The organism is Dyella sp., from assembly GCF_036384435.1.
In the GTDB taxonomy this organism is placed as follows: domain Bacteria; phylum Pseudomonadota; class Gammaproteobacteria; order Xanthomonadales; family Rhodanobacteraceae; genus GSA-30.
On sequence record NZ_DASVMI010000143.1, the window covers coordinates 1 to 15,582 of the forward strand.

The following is a 15,582-nucleotide window of genomic DNA, read 5'->3' on the forward strand; positions in this document are numbered from 1 at the left end:
CCGCCGAAATACGAGGAAATGTAGCCCTCCAGCGGCATGCCGGTGGGCTTGAGGTTGGATTCGATCTTGGCGTCGAGCAGATAGCTCTGCAAGGCCGTCAACTGCGCCTGCTGGCGATCGAACTGAGCAGCCAGGGCGTCGATGCTCTTGTCCAGGGTCTGCGGCAAGGCGTATGACGTGTCGCTGACATCTTCCACGCCACCGACCGGCGGCTGTTCATCGAAATTGAACTCACCATCGTCGAGCTTGCCGGCCTGGGCCAGTCGCTCGCCCAGCGCGTTGAGACGCGTGGACTGCGCCTGCAACTGCCCCAGCTTGATGGCCAGGGCATCGACCTCGCGCTGGGTGTCTTTGCGCATGTCGACCAATTGGGTGTTCTGCTGACCCACTTGCTTGCGTAACTGGCTGATTTCACTGATCGCGCCGTCGCGCGGGCTAGCCATTGCCAGGGCCACCGCCGCACCGAGCCCGGCGCATCCCAACACCGATGCAGCTACCACACCCACAAGACGCAGGCGCAAGCGCCTATCGGCGAGGTCCAGGGTCTTGGGCACCTTCTTGGTGCGTGACACAAGTATGATTTGCATTGAATTTCCGAATCCGAGATGCCGGCAACCATGCAGCGTAGCGACCCACCCTCCCCGGGACCTATAAGTCGAGGACCGAAGTCCTTGACCGAATTTGGCCCGATCGCCGCGCTAGCCGAACGCGCGGGCGAACTGGAGGCGCTGGATCGTGCACTGCGCCAGACGTTGCCGTCACCACTCCGCGAGCAGGTACGTTTTGCCAACCTGCGCGACGGCCGCCTTATATTTTTGGCCACGACTTCAGCGTGGGCTTCGAGGCTGCGGTTGATGCAGACGCAAATCCTCTCTGCCGCCCACGCCCTTGGCGTGCGCGCCGTTTATGTTTCCGTGAAAGTGGCCCCCCTGCCGCCTGCCCACGAGGAGCCAGACCGCACAAAACCGCTTTCCGCTGCTGCCGCCGCTCACCTGAGGGCTGCCGCAGCCTTGACCTCTGACCCCGAATTACGGGAACTGTTCCTGGATCTGGCGTCCGTCGCCGATGTTTCTACTTCCCGGACCGACGAGACCCCCTAGCCGACATATCGGCCCGTCCCGACGCGATGCACCTGTGTGCTTCACAACCGGCCACCCCATGATGGCGCGATGAAGGGTTATACCACGCGAGCTCGGCCAGCCAAGGGGCGATGTCGTCAGGGCGTGAACTTTTCACCCCGTTTTATGTGAACTTCATCACATTTTAGCGCCATCCCGGGCAGGGAACGCTGGGACAGGAAGGCCCGAGGCAAGAGAGCAGTGGTGGCGACGCCCCGTTTGGTGAGCAGGCGAAAGACCACCAACCGGGCGCCTGCCCTGTAACAGCAGGCTGAGGATGCCGCCTGCCGGTAAGAACAGCGGCTGGCGTGCGTGAATTGGCGTGCTTGGGGTGGCGACACGCTGTCGAACGTGCGCCTCCGCCCCGGCCCCGCCTCATGGCCACACAAAAAAGCCGCACCCTCACAGGCGCGGCTTCTTGCCGACCCTCACAACAACCCGTTTGGCGAATCAGATCGCCTGGGCCGGATGGGCGTAGGAGATCGGCGAGGTCGCCGGATCGTCCTGGTAGCTGACTTCTTCCCATGCCGAGGCATCGGCCATCAGCGTGCGAAGCAGCTTGTTGTTGAGCTCATGACCGGACTTGTGCGCGTAGTACGCACCGATCAGGCTGTGGCCGAGCAGGTACAAGTCGCCAATCGCGTCGAGGATCTTGTGCTTGACGAATTCGTCTTCGTAACGAAGACCATCTTCGTTCAACACGCGGTAGTCATCGAGCACCACGGCGTTGTCCATCGAACCACCGAGCGCGAGGTTGTGTTCGCGCAGCATTTCGATATCGCGCATGAAACCGAACGTACGTGCGCGACTGACTTCCTTGACGAAGGAGGTCGTGGAGAAATCGATCTCGGCACGCGAGGTGCGCTTGCTGATGATCGGGTGATTGAATTCGATCGAGAAGCCCACCTTGAAGCCTTCGAAAGGCTCAAAACTGGCCCACTTGTCGCCTTCCTGCACTTTCACCGGCTTCTTGATGCGGATGAAGCGCTTGGCAACCGACTGTTCCTCGATACCTGCCGATTGCAGCAGGAACACGAACGGACCGGCGCTGCCATCCATGATCGGCACTTCGGGTGCCGACAGGTCGACGTAAGCATTGTCGATGCCAAGGCCTGCCATCGCCGACAACAGATGTTCGACGGTGGAGACACGTACATCGCCATTGACCAGTGTGGTCGACAACCGCGTATCACCCACTTTGTCGGGACGAGCGGCAATATCAACCGGCGGCGAAAGATCGGTGCGACGAAACACGATGCCCGTGTTCGGCGCAGCTGGACGGAGCGTCATATACACCTTGTCGCCGGTATGCAGACCGACGCCAGTGGCGCGAATGATGTTCTTGAGCGTACGCTGCTTGATCATTTTTTAAGTACCTAGCTATAGGGGCAGCAGCCAACAGGGTACGGATGCTAACACAGTCTTAACCAACAAAATAGCAAACCGTACCGTACAGTCTGTTCGCGCTTTCATGGTTCTTTCATCTGTGAATGAAAGTCATTTCGCCACGACCAGACACAAAACTCAATTCCATCAATGGATTAGCGGTCGACTCGGCGCCGATACCGGGACGGGAAATACCGGTATCAGCGCCGGACCGAGTGGCGTAATCCCTACGCCACCCATCATGCGTCTTCCGAAAACGCACAGTCTCCAAAAGCGTTCACCTAACAAACAGCGTTAGCTGGGACTGCGTCAGCGGACCTGCCTGCCCTGCAAAGGGCTGGCCCGGGCTCCGGATCACTCCAGAAACCCGTCACGACAGGTTACTGACAGTCAGTTCTCTCTTTTGTTCACTTTTTTCTAAGATTCTTTTTCCAATCTCGGCGCTCTGCCCAAGCCCGAACCCCTCACCCAACTTCTCTCACTGCCGCACCCATACCTGACGCCTACAGGCCTCGCTGACGAAACGGAACAGGCCTTTGCCGATCATGCTCGCTACACGGCGCGGCCCTCCCCGGCCACACGGGGGGAGACAAGGCCACCGCCGCGTGTCTCATCCTTACGCGCAACGGGCTTCCTCTCCCCCATTGTTGCGGGGGAAGAGGGCTGGGGTGAGGGGCGGCCCGACCAGGCGCCGCCGTTCAACCTCGTCCGGAGGCGAGGTCGCAACGATGCCCCTTAGTCAGCCTGGCGACGCAGGAACGCCGGGATATCCAGGTAGTCGAAGCTCGGATCGGCGCTCTTGGTGTTCTGCGGTTCATTGCGAACATTGCTGGCGACCACTTCGGGCTGGGCGTAATCGACCACTTCGTTACCGGTGCCGGTACGCAACACGACCGGACGCGGGCGCTGGCGCATCTCGACCTGCTGGGCAACCTGCGGACGCGCCGGCTGCTGGCGAGCGACGTTGCGGTTGAGGCCGGTGGCCACCACCGTCACGCGCACGTCGTCCTGCATTTCCGGGTCCAGCGACGTGCCGATGACCACGGTGGCATCTTCGCTGGCGAAGTCGTGGATCACGCGACCGATCTCGTCGAACTCGCGCATGGTCAGGTTCGGACCGGCCGTGACGTTCACCAGAATGCCGCAGGCGCCATTGAGGTTGACGTCTTCCAGCAACGGGTTGTTGATGGCGGCTTCCGCCGCGGCCTGGGCGCGATCGTCACCGCGAGCGGTGCCCGAGCCCATCATCGCCATGCCCATTTCGCTCATGACGGTGCGCACGTCGGCGAAGTCGACGTTGATCAGGCCTGGGGCCGTGATCAGGTCGGCAATGCCCTGCACCGCGCCGAGCAGCACGTCATTGGCAGCCTTGAAGGCATTGAGCAGGGTCACTTCGCGGCCCAGCACCGAGAGCAGCTTCTCGTTCGGCACGGTGATCAGCGAGTCCACGTGCTGGGACAGATCCTCGATGCCCTTCATCGCCACCTGCATGCGACGACGCCCCTCGAACGGGAACGGCTTGGTCACCACCGCCACGGTGAGGATGCCCTTCTCCTTGGCCAACTGTGCCACGACCGGGGCTGCACCCGTACCGGTGCCGCCACCCATACCCGCGGTGATGAACACCATGTCCGCGCCTTCGAGCATTTCCTCGATGCGCTCGCGATCTTCCAGGGCAGCCTGGCGGCCCACTTCAGGATTGGCACCCGCACCCAGCCCCTTGGTGACGTTGCCACCCAGTTGCAGGTGCGTGCGCGAACCGCAGCTCTTCATGGCCTGCGAGTCGGTGTTGGCGACGACGAACTCGACGCCTTCGATGTTGGCATTGAGCATGTGCGCCACGGCGTTGCCGCCGCCGCCACCCACGCCGATGACCTTGATGACCGCATTCGGTGCCAGCTTTTCGATAAGTTCAAACATTTCCCGTCCTCCGTAGAGAGCTTAGTTGTCGTTTTAACCATCGGATCCGACACCTCCTGCCGGGCCCGTGGTGGTGGGTTATGTCCCTTCACCCCTGCGACGCATCCAGCGTCGTCAGATTCCAAAACTTCAGAAATTCTTTGCCAGCCAGCCGCGCAGGCGTTCGATGAAACCGCCCATGCCGCCGCCACCCATGCCGCTGCTGCGCATACCGCCACTGCCGGCGCGCGAGCCATGCAGCAACAAGCCAACACCCGTGGAATGCAGCGGATTGGAAACCACTTCCCCCAGGCCGCTCACATGCTGTGGCACACCAATGCGCACCATCTTGTGGAAGATCTCTTCGGCCAGTTCCAGCGCGCCTTCCATGCGCGAGGCGCCGCCGGTGAGCACGACACCTGCTGCCACCAGGCTTTCATAGCCCGAGCGACGCAGTTCGTCCTGCACCATTTCGAAGATTTCCTCGTAGCGCGCCTGCACGCTCTGCGCGAGCGACTGGCGAGCCAGTCGACGCGGCGGACGATCACCGACGCTCGGTACCTGGATGGTTTCTTCCGCGTGCGCCAGTTGCGCCAGCGCACACGCGTATTTGATTTTGATTTCTTCGGCGTGTGCAGTCGGTGTATGCACGCCGTACGCGATATCGTTCGTGACCTGGTCGCCGCCGATCGGCAGCGACTTGGTGTAACGGATCGAGCCTTGCGTATAGATGGCGATATCGGTGGTACCGGCACCGATGTCCACCAGGCACACGCCAAGCTCGCGTTCGTCGTCAGTCAGCACCGACTTGGCGCTGGCCACCGAGGAAGGCACCAGTTCATCCACCGACAACCCGCAACGCTGGATGCACTTGCTGATGTTCTGCACGGCGGCGGCCGCGCCCGTGACCAGGTGCACGCTCGCTTCCAGGCGTACGCCGCTCATGCCTACCGGCGAACGGATACCGTCCTGGCCATCGATGCGGTATTCCTGAGATTCCTTGTAGAGCACCTTGCGATCGGCCGGGATCGCCACCGCGCTGGCCGCTTCGAGCACCTGCTCCAGATCGCCCTGGGTCACTTCGCGGTCGCGGATCGCGGCGGTGCCGTGCGAGTTCTTCGTCTCCAGGTGGCTGCCGGAGATCGACGCATAGACCGAACGAATATCGCAACCGGCCATCAGTTCGGCTTCCTCCACCGCGCGCTGGATCGAGTGCACGGTCGATTCGATATCCACCACCGAGCCACGCTTCATGCCGCGCGACACGTGTGTGCCAATGCCGATCACCTCGATCGGTTCACCCGGTTCGTACTCGCCGACGATCGCCACCACTTTCGAGGTGCCGATGTCGAGACCGACGACGAGCTGTTTATCGTTCCTGGGTTTCATGTGCGAGGCGTTCCGGCATTGGCGGCAGTCGCGGGCGAGGGCCATCGCACAGCGAATCCGTTGGTGTAGCGAAGATCGGCGTAGGCAAAGACGTCGTTGTGACCTGCCATCAGCTGGGGATAAACGGTAAGAAAACGGCGCAGGCGGCGACCGGCCTGGTCACGATCACCGACGAAGATCTGCGCGCCGCTGGACGTGGTCAGGCTCCAACTGCCGCGCTCGGTGAGCGCAACGCCGGTGATTTTCAATTTGGTGTTGGTGAACGCTCTCTGCGTCTCGGCGTAGAAGCTCACCACTTCGGCAAGGCGTGCATCCGGGCCGCGCAGATCCGGCAAGCCGTCGCCCGCGCCAGCCTCAGGCACATCGAATACTGCGCCCTGGCGGCTGATCAGCTGGTTACCGTTCCAGCGCGCGAACGGCTGGCGCTCGTAGATACGGACCAGCAAGGTATCGGGCCAGTGCTTGCGCACCTCCACCGACTCCACCCAGGGAAGCTGTTCGATCGACTGCTGCACGGCGTCGAGGTTCAGCGCGAAAAAGCCCTTGCCCAGGCTCGGCAACACCGCGCTGCGTACCTGCTCGGCCGTCACGTGCTTGAATTCGGCCTGCACGGTCAGCTCCGTCACCGGCCAGCGATTGACCGCGAACCAGCCGCGCAGCACACCGACGATCGGCAGCGCGACGAGCGCTATCGCCAGGCACCAGGCAACAAGGCGGGCCATTCCCCTCACGCGTGACCTCCCTCGCGGTCGAAACTGGTTTCCAGCACGCGCCAGCACAGCGTCTCGTAATCGATGCCAACGGCCTTGGCAGCCTTTGGCACCAACGAGTGCGACGTCATGCCCGGCGCGGTGTTCACTTCCAGCAGCCAGTTCTTGCCGTGCTTGTCGCGCATCACGTCCACGCGCCCCCAGCCGGAACAAGCCAGTGCGTCGAAAGCCTTGAGCGCCAGCTCGCGCATGGCCTGTTCGGCATCGCCATCCAGCCCGGGGCAGATGTATTGCGTGTCTTCGGCGATGTACTTGGCGTTGTAGTCGTAATACTCGCCCTTGGGCACGATCTTGATCGTCGGCAGCACCTGGCGGTTGACAATGCCCACGGTGAACTCGCCACCTTCGTGAGCATCGCCCTCGATCAGGGTTTCCATCAGCAGCTCGCCCGGATAACGGCGCGCCAGTTCCACGGCGGCATCGAGATCCGATGCCTTGAACACACGGGTCACGCCCACGCTGGAACCTTCCCAGGCGGGTTTGACGATCAACGGAAAACCGATCTCGCGCGCTGCTTCGTGCACATCGGCACCACGCGGGATGGCCTTGTAGCGGGGCGTGGGCAGGCCCATCGAAAGCCACACCTGCTTGGCGCGTACCTTGTCCAGCGACAGCGCCGAACCGAGCACACCCGACCCGGTGAATGGCACGCGCAACGATTGCAGCGCACCTTGCAGTTCGCCGTTCTCGCCGCCGCCGCCATGCAGAATGTTGAACACGCGCGCGAAATGCCCGGCACGCACGGCGTCGAGCAACGCGGGAATGCCATCGATGGCATGCGCATCCACACCGCGCGCCTTCAGCGCCGCCAGCACGCCGCGACCGGAATCGAGCGAGACCTCGCGCTCGGCGGAACTGCCGCCCAACACCACGGCGACACGGCCAAACTGGGCAGGATCGGTAATCGTCTTCATGACTTCTTTGTCCTCAAATGCCCGGCATTGGCCAGTTCCACGGCTGCCGAGCCGATATCGCCGGCCCCAAGCAGCAGCAACAGATCGCCGTCGCGCACCAGCGTCGGCAACGTTTCGGCAAATTCGCGCGGATGATCGATCAACACCGGATCGACCTTGCCGCGTGCGCGCACCGCGCGCGCCAGGGCGCGGCCATCGGCGCCGGCGATCGGCGCCTCGCCGGCCGGATAGACCTCGGTCAGCACCAGCACGTCGGCATCGGCCAGCACGTTGGCAAAGTCGTCGAGCAGGTCACGCGTACGGCTGTAACGGTGCGGCTGGAAAGCCACGACCAGACGGCGATCCGGCCAGCCACCACGCGCCGCGGAAAATACGGCGGCCAGTTCGCGCGGATGATGGCCGTAATCGTCCACCAGCAGTGCATGCCCCTTGTCCAGGGCAATATCGCCGCGCCGGTGGAATCGACGCCCTACACCCTGGAAACCGGCAAGCGCGCGTGCGATCGCTTCGGCCTCCACGCCGAGCTGCCAGCCGATGCTGGCGGCCGCCAGCGCATTGAGCACATTGTGGCGACCCGGCAGGTTGAGCGTGACCGGCAAACTGCCCTCGCGACCGGGCAGGTGCAGGTCGAAATGCATTTCGAAGCCACTCTGCGACAGATTCGATGCACGCACGTCCGCATCGAGCGTGTCGATGCCGTAGGTCATCACGCGGCGCGTCGTGCTCTTGGCCAGTTCGGCCACTTCCGGGTCGTCGACGCACAATACGGCCAGGCCATAGAACGGCAGACGATGCAGGAAATCGCCGAAGGCTTTCTTGACCTGGGCGAAATCGCCGCCGTAGTTCTCCAGATGGTCGGCGTCGATATTGGTCACCACCGCGATCACCGGCGACAACAGCAGGAACGAGCCGTCCGACTCGTCTGCCTCGGCCACGATGTACTGACCTGTGCCCAGGCGTGCATTCGCACCGGCGGCATTCAACTGGCCGCCGATCACGAACGTCGGATCGTAGTCGGCCTCGGCCAGCACACTGGCCGCCAGGCTCGTCGTGGTGGTCTTGCCATGCGTGCCGGCAATGGCGATACCACGACGGAAACGCATCAGCTCGCCGAGCATTTCGGCGCGCGGCACCACTGGAATACGGGCCGCACGAGCGGCGACCAGTTCCGGGTTGTCCTGACCGATGGCACTGGAAGTCACCACCACATCGGCGTCACCGATATGTTCGGCAGCGTGCCCCACGTGCACGGTAATGCCCAGTTGCTGCAAGCGCTGGGCGGTCGGGGAGTGGCTGCGATCGGAGCCCGAGACCGCATAACCGAGGTTATGCAGCACTTCGGCGATGCCGCTCATGCCCACGCCGCCGATGCCGATGAAGTGCACCCGCTGAAACGTGGACATCAGTTCCTCGTGGGCATGGAGTCGACGCGGCGTCATGCGGCCACCTCCATGCATGCCTGCGCGATCACGCGCGCGGCATCGGGCTTGGCCAGCGTACGCGCGGCCTCGGCCATCGCGATCAGCTTGCCGCGGTTTTCCAGCAACGCTTCAATGCGTTGCGCCAAAGCCTGTACGTCCAGATCGCGCTCCTGAATCAATTCGGCCGCACCCGCGGCGACCAGCGCCTCGGCATTGCGGGTCTGGTGGTCATCCACCGCATGGGGAAACGGCACGAGCACCGCGCCGAGGCCGGCGGCAGTCAGTTCGGCCAGGGTCAGGGCACCAGCGCGGCAGATGGCCAGATCCGCCCAGGCATACGTGCCGGCCATGTCTTCGATGAAGGGCACGACCTGGGCCTCGACACCCGCCTTCTGATAGGCCTCGCGGGCTTCTTCCACGCCACGCGCGCCACACTGGTGCAACACCTGCGGGCGCTGATCGACCGCCAGTTGCGCCAGCGCGGCGGGCACGCTGTTATTCAAGGCGCGAGCACCAAGGCTGCCGCCCAGCACCAGCAGGCGCGCACGATCGCCACGACCGGCCATGCGTTCGACCGGGGCAGGCAACGAAGCAATCGCCGCCCGCACCGGATTACCTACCCAAACCGCGCCGGGCAGCACATCGGCAAAACCCGCCATCACCCGGCGCGCATGGCTGGCCAGCTTGCGATTGGTATAGCCGGCGACGCGATTCTGCTCGTGCACCAGCAGCGGCGTACCGCTCAAGCGCGCGGCGATGCCGCCGGGACCGGCCACATAACCGCCCATCGACAACACACTGCGCGGCTTGACCTGACGCAACACCGACATCGAAGCCAGCAAGGCACGCAGCAACATGAAAGGCGCCATCAAGCGCGTCTTCAGGCCCTTGCCGCGCAAACCACCCACCGGCACCGTGTACAAATTGATGCCTTGCGCCGGCACCACGCGGGTTTCCATGCCACCGTTGGCCCCCAGCCACACCACCGGCACGCCTTGCGCACGCAGCGTTTCGGCAACGGCCAGACCGGGGAAAATGTGACCACCCGTACCGCCAGCCATGATCAGGACGGGGCGAAGATCGGATGTTTCAGGCGCGACGCGGGACGCGGGACTGGGGGAAGAGCCCTCAGCCGGAGACGAGTCGCCCTGATGAGAGACAGCGAACATCGAAGCACACAGACGTGCGAACGACCGCAAGCTTGCCGGCTTTTCCCCCATCCCGCCTGGATACGTAGTGGCCCTCATACCGCCACCTCCCGGGAATCGGGCACAGCCGCGGCAGGCACGCGCGTCGCCATCTGGCGAGCATCAAGCGCGCGATTGATTTCGTAGGTGGCGCGCAGCAACACGCCTGCCATCGCGCAGGTCAGCACGATGGACGAACCACCGTAACTGATCAGCGGCAGCGTCAGGCCCTTGGTCGGCAACGCGCCCAGGTTCACTCCGATCGACACCATCGTCTGCAAGCCCAGCATCAGCGAGATGCCGAAGGCGACATAACCGGCGAAGCGCTGGTTGAGCTCTACACCTTGCAAGCCGATGTACAGCCCACGGCCCACGGCCAGCGCAAACAGACCCATCACCACGAGGATGCCGGTCAGGCCCAGCTCTTCGGAGATCACCGCAAAGATGAAGTCGGTGTGCGCTTCAGGCAGATACGACAGCTTGAGCACACTCTGGCCCAGGCCCACGCCCGTCCACTCGCCGCGACCGATCGCCATCAGCGACTGGGTCAACTGGAAACCATCGTTGAAGGGGTCTTTCCATGGGTCCATGAAGGACGTCAAGCGCTTCATGCGATAGCTTTCGCTGGTCGCCGCAACGCCCAGCAGCGGCATCAGCGGCAGCCCCATGCCAAGCAGGAAGATCGGCCGCGCACCGCCCAGCCACACCATGGCGATCGCCACGGCAATCATCAGCGTGGCCGAGCCGAAATCCGGCTGCGCCAATAGCAACAGCACGAACAAGCCAGCCACCATCAGCGGCTTGAACAGGCCAAGAAAGCGTGTCTCCACGCTCTCGCGATGACGCACCAGATAACTGGAGATATAAATCACCAGGATCAGCTTGACGGCCTCGACCGGCTGGAAGCTGGTCACCACCAGGTTCAGCCAGCGCCGCGCGCCATTCAGGCGCATGCCGAAGAACGGCAGGAATACCGCCAGCAGCAGGCTGAAAGCGAGCAGCATCAGCAAGAACGCATTCTTTTCCAGGAACTTCAACTCCGTGCGCATGGCGATCCCCGCCAGCACGAAGCCAATACCCAGGAATAGCAGGTGCTTCTTTAGAAAGTAGAACTCGCCCAGGTGCGCATCGGCCGCGGCCACTGCAATAGAACTGGAGGTGACCATCACCAGGCCGATACTGGCCAGACCGACGAGTGCGACCAGCAGCGGCATGTCGAACTTGCCGCGTGGTCCCTGTCGTCGTTTTGCCTGGTCGTTATCGAAGATCATGGCGTCAACGCACCTTCAACGTGGCAAGGCCAATCAACACCAGCACGACGCTGATGATCCAGAAACGCACGATCACGCGTGGCTCGGGCCAGCCCTTCAGTTCGAAGTGATGATGGATCGGCGCCATGCGGAAGATGCGCTTGCCGGTGAGCTTGAAACTGGCCACCTGCAACATCACCGACGCCGTCTCCATCACGAACACACCGCCCATCACCAGCAGCACGATTTCCTGGCGCACGATCACCGCCACGCAGCCAAGCGCCGCACCGATCGCCAGGGCACCGACGTCACCCATGAACACCTGGGCCGGATACGTGTTGAACCACAGGAAACCCAACCCCGCGCCGGCCAGTGCCGCACAGAAAATCGCCAGTTCGCCAGCACCGGGAATCACCGGAATCAGCAGGTGGCGCGAGAACTCGGCATTGCCCGACAGGTAAGCGAAGGCACCCAGCGCACCGGCCACGAGGATCGACGGCATGATCGCCAGGCCATCGAGGCCATCGGTCAGGTTCACCGCGTTGGAGAAACCCACGATGATGAAATAACCGATCACCACGAAGAACAGGCCCAGCGGCAACGCCACCTGCTTGAACAGCGGCAGGAACAACGCCGTCTCGGCGACAGGCTGGCTACCGACCGCATGCGGCGCCGTGTAGTACAGCACCAGCGCCGCGGCCAAACCGAACACCGATTGCCAGAAGTACTTCCAGCGGCTGGCCAGGCCACGGCTGTCCTTGAGCACCAGTTTCTTGTAGTCGTCGTAGAAGCCGATCGCACCGAAGCACAGCAGCACCGCCAACACGACCCACACGTAGCGATTGGCCAGGTCGGTCCACAGCAACGTGGATACGGCCACCGACAGCAGGATCATCACACCGCCCATGGTCGGTGTGCCGGCCTTGGACAGATGCGTCTGCGGGCCGTCCTTGCGTACCACCTGCCCGGCCTTGAGCGCGGCCAGCTTGCGAATCAGCCACGGCCCCATCATCAGCGACATCGCCAGCGACGTCAGTGCCGCGGCAATGGTGCGGAACGTGATGTACTGGAAAAGATGCAAGGCCGTGAAGTACTTCGACAGCCATTCGGCCAGTTCAGGCAGCATGGTTGCCCTCCTTTGCCGTCGCGTCGCGCAACGAAGCCACCACCTGTTCCATGCCTGCCGAGCGCGATCCCTTCACCAGAACGGTGACGCCGCGATGCAAGGCGTCGCTCAATGCCTTTGCCAATGCTTGTTTATCCGTGTAATGCGTGCCCTGCCCGCCAAATGCCTCGACGGCAGCCGCACTGAGCGGCCCCACGGCGAACAGGCGATCGATGCCGCGCTGCCTGGCATGCGCGCCGATACCGGCGTGCATGGCGCGCGTATGAGCCCCCAGTTCGGCCATGTCACCGAGCACCAGCCAGCGTTCGCCCTGGGCCAGGGCCAAGGTGTCGATGGCCGCGCCCACTGAACCGGGATTGGCGTTGTAGCTGTCGTCGATCAGCAGCCAACCGCCCATGTCCTCGGCACGCAGGCGGCCGGCGATGGGCGGCACCTGCTCCAGGCCCGCGACGATGGTGTCCAGCGGAACATCCAGCGCCAGCGCCACGGCGGCAGCGGCCATCGCATTGGCCACGTTGTGCCGACCGGGCAACGGCAGGTCGATTTCCGCATCGCCTACTGGCGTGCTCAACACGAAGGTGGAGCCGTCCACACCCAGTTCGACGATGTCGGCGCCGACATCGGCCTTGTGATCGAGCGCGAAACGCAACTGGCGGCGCGTGCCGGCAAGCCCTGAGAAGAAGCTCGCAAACGCATCGTCCGCGTTGATCACCGCCACACCATCGGCCGGCAGCGCCTGATACAGCGCACCCTTGGTTTCGGCCACACCCTCGACACTTCCCATGCGCTCAAGATGCGCCGGCGCGATGGTGTTGACGAGGCCGATATCTGGCCGCGCGATGGCAGCCAGATACGCGATGTCGCCCGGCTTGCCCGCACCCATTTCCAGCACGGCGAATTGCGTGTCCTGCGGCATCGCCAGCAAGGTCAGCGGCAGGCCCAGTTCGTTGTTGTAATTGCCTGCATTGACATGGGTGCGGCCATGGCGCGACAGGATCGACGCCACCAGCGTCTTTACCGTCGTCTTGCCATTGGAGCCGGTGATGCCGACCACGCGCACGTCGCGCTGCGCACGCACCGCGCTGGCCAGATCACCCAATGCCAGCTCGGTGTCGTCGACCACCACCTGGGTGATCGGCGCATCGACCTTGCGGGTAACCAGCGCCGCCACGGCACCGGCTTCGGCGGCCTGGCGTACGTAGTCGTGACCGTCCACGCGCTCGCCCTTGATCGCCACGAACAGGTCGCCGGCCTTGAGCTTGCGCGTATCGATGGCCACGCCACCGATCTCCACGTCCGCGCCAAAGAGCTGCCCGCGGGTCCACAGTGCCATCATCGTTGCCCGCATCATGCGCGTGCCTCCAGCGCCGCGCGGGCGATTGCAAAATCATCGAAAGGCCGCTTGCCGGCAGCGCTTTCCTGATAGGTTTCATGGCCTTTTCCAGCCACCAGCACCACGTCGCCGGAGCGTGCCTGGGCCACGGCCCAGCCGATTGCCGCCTCGCGGTCACGCTCGATGCGCGCCTGCTCCGGATGAGTCAGGCCGGCGACGATCTGCGCCACGATGGCGTCCCCGCTTTCGCTGCGGGGATTGTCGTCGGTCACCACGATGCTGTCGGCCAACCGCTCGGCGATGGCACCCATCACCGGGCGCTTGCCGCCATCGCGATCGCCGCCGCAACCGAATACGCAGATCAATCGCCCGGCGCAATGCGCGCGCAGTGCCGTCAGTGCCTGCTCAAGAGCATCAGGAGTGTGTGCGTAATCGACCACCACCAGCGGCTCACCAGCGAAACCGCCCAGGCGATTCATGCGTCCGTTGACCGGCTGCATCGCCTCGACCGCAGCCACGATGCCTTCGAACGGCGCACCCAGTGCCCCCAGGCAACCGACCACGGTCAGCAGGTTGGCGACATTGAAGCAACCCAGCAGATGGCTATGCAGCGGGCGCTCGCCCCACGGCGTGCGCAGCACGAAGGCCAGGCCTTCGGACGACGTCACCACCGACGTCGCAACGATATCGGCATGGCTATCACCCGCCGCGCTCACGCGCAAAATCTGCACGTCGGGAGCCAGCGTATCGACCAGTTCGCGGCCGAACGCGTCGTCGATGTTGATCACCGCCGTGTGCAGGCCCGGCCAGGCAAACAGCTTCGCCTTGGCGGCGCCATAGGCCTGCATGCTGCCGTGATAATCGAGGTGATCGCGAGTAAGGTTGGTAAAGGCAGCCACTGCGAAATGCACCGCACCCACACGCCCCTGCTCCAGGGCATGCGAGGACACCTCCATCGCCACATGGGTAGCGCCATCGGCACGGAACTGCGCCAGCAAGCCCTGCACATGGATGGCATCGGGTGTGGTGCGCTCACCCTCCGTCAGCTGGCCATGCAGGCCGGCGCCGAGCGTACCGATGGTCGCGGCGCGATGGCCAAGCTGTTCCAGTGACTGCGCCAGCAATTGCACGGTGGACGTCTTGCCGTTGGTGCCCGTCACGCCGACCACCGCCAGCGACTGCGACGGCTCGCCGAAGAAGCGCGCGGCGATATCACCCACGCGGCCATGCAGGTTGTCGATCCACAGCACCGGCACGCGCAACGGCGCGGCGTCCACCTGCGGTCCTTCGGCCAGCACCACCTGCGCGCCACGCTCGACGGCGCCGGCGGCAAAGTGGATACCGTGCTCGCGCGTGCCGCGCAAGGCAAAGAAGGCATGGCCAGGGCGCACCTGACGCGAGTCGAGGCTGAGCCCCGAAACGACAATATCGCCGGCACTTTGGGTGTCGGCGATGCCCTGGAGCAACTGGTCGAGACGGTGCGCCGTCATGGCGTCTCCCCCTCGTCCGGCACTTCCTCGACCGGCGTTTCCTCGATGTTGGGCGACGTGGGCGGCTTGGTGCCAGCCAGCCCGTTCGTACCCTGCAATGGGCCGCCGGCATACCAGCGGCCAATGTTGTCCGGCGGGATATCCAGCAGGCGCAGCGCACCGCTCATCACCTTGGCAAATACCGGCGCAGACACCAGGCCACCGTAATAACTGCCCTTCTTCGGATCGTCGATCACCACCACGCCGACGATGCGCGGATTGGTGGCCGGCACCATGCCAGCGAACGCAGCGCTGTAGTT

At 63.8% G+C, this 15,582-nt stretch carries 13 protein-coding genes and 1 pseudogene; 1 reads left to right on the top strand and 13 read right to left on the bottom strand.

What is annotated here, in order from left to right:
• Positions 1–587 (bottom strand): annotated as a pseudogene (locus tag VF436_RS13960) (M23 family peptidase); the annotation flags it as partial.
• Between the two features lie 84 nt (positions 588–671).
• Here VF436_RS13960 and VF436_RS13965 point away from each other — a divergent pair.
• A complete protein-coding gene (locus VF436_RS13965; protein ID WP_330904638.1) occupies positions 672–1,100 on the top strand; it encodes a DUF721 domain-containing protein in 429 nt (142 codons plus the stop codon).
• Between the two features lie 468 nt (positions 1,101–1,568).
• On the opposite strand, the gene lpxC is transcribed toward VF436_RS13965, so the two are convergent.
• The 12 genes from lpxC to VF436_RS14025 all read right to left on the bottom strand — a co-directional run.
• Positions 1,569–2,483 carry a UDP-3-O-acyl-N-acetylglucosamine deacetylase gene (gene lpxC, locus VF436_RS13970; RefSeq protein WP_330904639.1) on the bottom strand — a complete coding sequence of 305 codons (915 nt, stop codon included), beginning with the start codon at positions 2,481–2,483 and terminating at the stop codon, positions 1,569–1,571.
• Between the two features lie 756 nt (positions 2,484–3,239).
• Positions 3,240–4,424: a cell division protein FtsZ gene (ftsZ, locus tag VF436_RS13975; protein ID WP_330904640.1), complete on the bottom strand. Its 1,185-nt coding sequence runs from the start codon at positions 4,422–4,424 to the stop codon at positions 3,240–3,242.
• A 129-nt stretch (positions 4,425–4,553) separates the two neighbouring features.
• The gene (gene ftsA, locus VF436_RS13980; protein ID WP_330904641.1) at positions 4,554–5,792 is read right to left on the bottom strand and encodes a cell division protein FtsA; all 1,239 of its coding nucleotides are present in this window, start codon (positions 5,790–5,792) and stop codon (positions 4,554–4,556) included.
• A complete protein-coding gene (locus tag VF436_RS13985; RefSeq protein ID WP_330904642.1) occupies positions 5,789–6,523 on the bottom strand; it encodes a cell division protein FtsQ/DivIB in 735 nt (244 codons plus the stop codon). The genes ftsA and VF436_RS13985 overlap by 4 nt, the downstream gene beginning before the upstream one ends.
• Positions 6,520–7,476: a D-alanine--D-alanine ligase gene (locus VF436_RS13990; protein WP_330904643.1), complete on the bottom strand. Its 957-nt coding sequence runs from the start codon at positions 7,474–7,476 to the stop codon at positions 6,520–6,522. The genes VF436_RS13985 and VF436_RS13990 overlap by 4 nt, the downstream gene beginning before the upstream one ends.
• Positions 7,473–8,915, bottom strand: a complete 1,443-nt coding sequence (gene murC / locus VF436_RS13995) for a UDP-N-acetylmuramate--L-alanine ligase (protein ID WP_330904644.1) — start codon at positions 8,913–8,915, stop codon at positions 7,473–7,475. The genes VF436_RS13990 and murC overlap by 4 nt, the downstream gene beginning before the upstream one ends.
• Entirely contained in the window at positions 8,912–9,964 is a 1,053-nt protein-coding gene (murG, locus tag VF436_RS14000) for an undecaprenyldiphospho-muramoylpentapeptide beta-N-acetylglucosaminyltransferase (protein ID WP_330904650.1), read from the bottom strand. Before murG ends, murC begins: the two co-directional genes overlap by 4 nt.
• Positions 9,965–10,140: 176 nt before the next feature.
• The gene (gene ftsW / locus VF436_RS14005; protein ID WP_330904645.1) at positions 10,141–11,355 is read right to left on the bottom strand and encodes a putative lipid II flippase FtsW; all 1,215 of its coding nucleotides are present in this window, start codon (positions 11,353–11,355) and stop codon (positions 10,141–10,143) included.
• A 4-nt stretch (positions 11,356–11,359) separates the two neighbouring features.
• Complete coding sequence (gene mraY / locus VF436_RS14010; RefSeq protein ID WP_330904646.1) at positions 11,360–12,460, bottom strand: phospho-N-acetylmuramoyl-pentapeptide-transferase; 1,101 nt, start codon at positions 12,458–12,460, stop codon at positions 11,360–11,362.
• Positions 12,450–13,811 (bottom strand): UDP-N-acetylmuramoyl-tripeptide--D-alanyl-D-alanine ligase, encoded by a 1,362-nt coding sequence (locus VF436_RS14015; protein WP_330904647.1) that lies wholly within the window; start codon positions 13,809–13,811, stop codon positions 12,450–12,452. Before VF436_RS14015 ends, mraY begins: the two co-directional genes overlap by 11 nt.
• The gene (locus VF436_RS14020) at positions 13,808–15,283 is read right to left on the bottom strand and encodes a UDP-N-acetylmuramoyl-L-alanyl-D-glutamate--2,6-diaminopimelate ligase (RefSeq protein WP_330904648.1); all 1,476 of its coding nucleotides are present in this window, start codon (positions 15,281–15,283) and stop codon (positions 13,808–13,810) included. The genes VF436_RS14015 and VF436_RS14020 overlap by 4 nt, the downstream gene beginning before the upstream one ends.
• Positions 15,280–15,582, bottom strand: a 303-nt coding sequence (locus VF436_RS14025) for a penicillin-binding transpeptidase domain-containing protein (protein WP_330904649.1), incomplete at its 5' end; no start/stop codon positions are given. The genes VF436_RS14025 and VF436_RS14020, both read right to left, overlap by 4 nt.

Coding starts and splice junctions, on each gene's coding strand:
- VF436_RS14020 (WP_330904648.1), bottom strand. CDS start 15,283: ATGACGGCGCACCGTCTCGACCAGTTGCTCCAGGGCATCGCCGACACC.
- mraY (WP_330904646.1), bottom strand. CDS start 12,460: ATGCTGCCTGAACTGGCCGAATGGCTGTCGAAGTACTTCACGGCCTTG.
- VF436_RS13990 (WP_330904643.1), bottom strand. CDS start 7,476: ATGAAGACGATTACCGATCCTGCCCAGTTTGGCCGTGTCGCCGTGGTG.
- ftsZ (WP_330904640.1), bottom strand. CDS start 4,424: ATGTTTGAACTTATCGAAAAGCTGGCACCGAATGCGGTCATCAAGGTC.
- ftsA (WP_330904641.1), bottom strand. CDS start 5,792: ATGAAACCCAGGAACGATAAACAGCTCGTCGTCGGTCTCGACATCGGC.
- ftsW (WP_330904645.1), bottom strand. CDS start 11,355: ATGATCTTCGATAACGACCAGGCAAAACGACGACAGGGACCACGCGGC.
- murC (WP_330904644.1), bottom strand. CDS start 8,915: ATGACGCCGCGTCGACTCCATGCCCACGAGGAACTGATGTCCACGTTT.
- lpxC (WP_330904639.1), bottom strand. CDS start 2,483: ATGATCAAGCAGCGTACGCTCAAGAACATCATTCGCGCCACTGGCGTC.
- VF436_RS14015 (WP_330904647.1), bottom strand. CDS start 13,811: ATGATGCGGGCAACGATGATGGCACTGTGGACCCGCGGGCAGCTCTTT.